This window comes from Vibrio sp. 378 (assembly GCF_033339435.1).
Genome location: NZ_JAWOUO010000128.1, coordinates 1 through 1141, shown reverse-complemented (window position 1 = coordinate 1141; position 1141 = coordinate 1). Strand labels below are relative to the sequence as shown.

The 1141-nt window shown below is 46.2% G+C and carries 1 protein-coding gene; it reads left to right on the top strand.

Annotated elements, in window-relative coordinates:
* Positions 1-173 precede the first annotated feature (173 nt).
* Positions 174-1141: M6 family metalloprotease domain-containing protein (locus R7Q48_RS24585; protein ID WP_318132724.1), on the top strand; the 968-nt coding region annotated here is incomplete at its 3' end.

Genomic DNA, 1141 nt, shown 5'->3' with positions numbered 1-1141 from the left:
TCAAATTTTCTTTTTGATCCCCTTGTCAGCATTCCCTTATCCTTTCATTTCTGTACCATTCATTCACTTAATTTATATCTAATGCGTAAATAACCATCAGGTAACCGCTCATTAAATTGATGGGTATCTGAGTTCGTTTTACGCATGGTGAATTGAAAAGATGGAGCCGTACTTTGAAATTCCCCACCCTTGCCTTGACCATGCTGACTGCACTTGTTGCCGGAAACAGTATGGCAACGACCCCACCATCACCAATTTGGCATCCGATCACGCTGAGTGACGGAAGCAATAGCGAGGCGATTTTACGCGGAACTGCTGATTTCCATTGGTTTGAAGACAAACAAGGCAATGCTTTGATTCAGGAAGATGGCGTTTGGTTTTTTGCTCAGATCCAGCGTAATTCAGACATCCCTGAGTTGCTCTCGACTGGTATTGAGAAAACCCAATCCAGTGATGCGCCTGATTCAGCGAAGTTTCGTCCTGACGTGCAAGTTAAGCCGGAGCTGTCTTCGTTAAAAGCGATTGAACCTATGGCTCGCCAAAACTTATTGCGCACGGCACAAGGTTATCAGGCGATGAGCAGCTCGAGCGTGAAACAGCAGCCTCTGTTGGTTGTGCAGGTTTCTTTTAACGATCAAGCGATGGTGCACAATTTCGAGCAACGTGTTTTCGACACGAATGGCCAAAGCGTTGTGGATTACTTTGATAAAAACTCTCAAGGTAAATTTAAAGTCGTCCCAGCTATCGAGAGTTACGGCACCGCGAATGATGGTGTGATCAATGTGTCCGTGGCACAAAGCCACCCAAATTGTCACTCTAGTTCTAGCGACACCACATGTACGGCCAAGCTGAACGCCGTGTTTACAGAGGCCTACCAAAAACTGGATCCGTACTTCAATCTTTCTGCTTACGACAGTAACCAAGATGGAACCGTTGAACCTTCAGAGTTGTCAGTGATGTTTATCTTTGCTGGTGGCGACCGTTCAACCGGATTCCTTGACCGTCCTGCTATCTGGCCACACAAATTCTCTCACAATGATGTCACGCTAGATGGCAAAAAGATCACTGACTACTGCGTGTTTGCTGACTACCAAGTTGATCATCAAGCGACGTTGGGTGTGATCGTACATGAGCTTGGCCA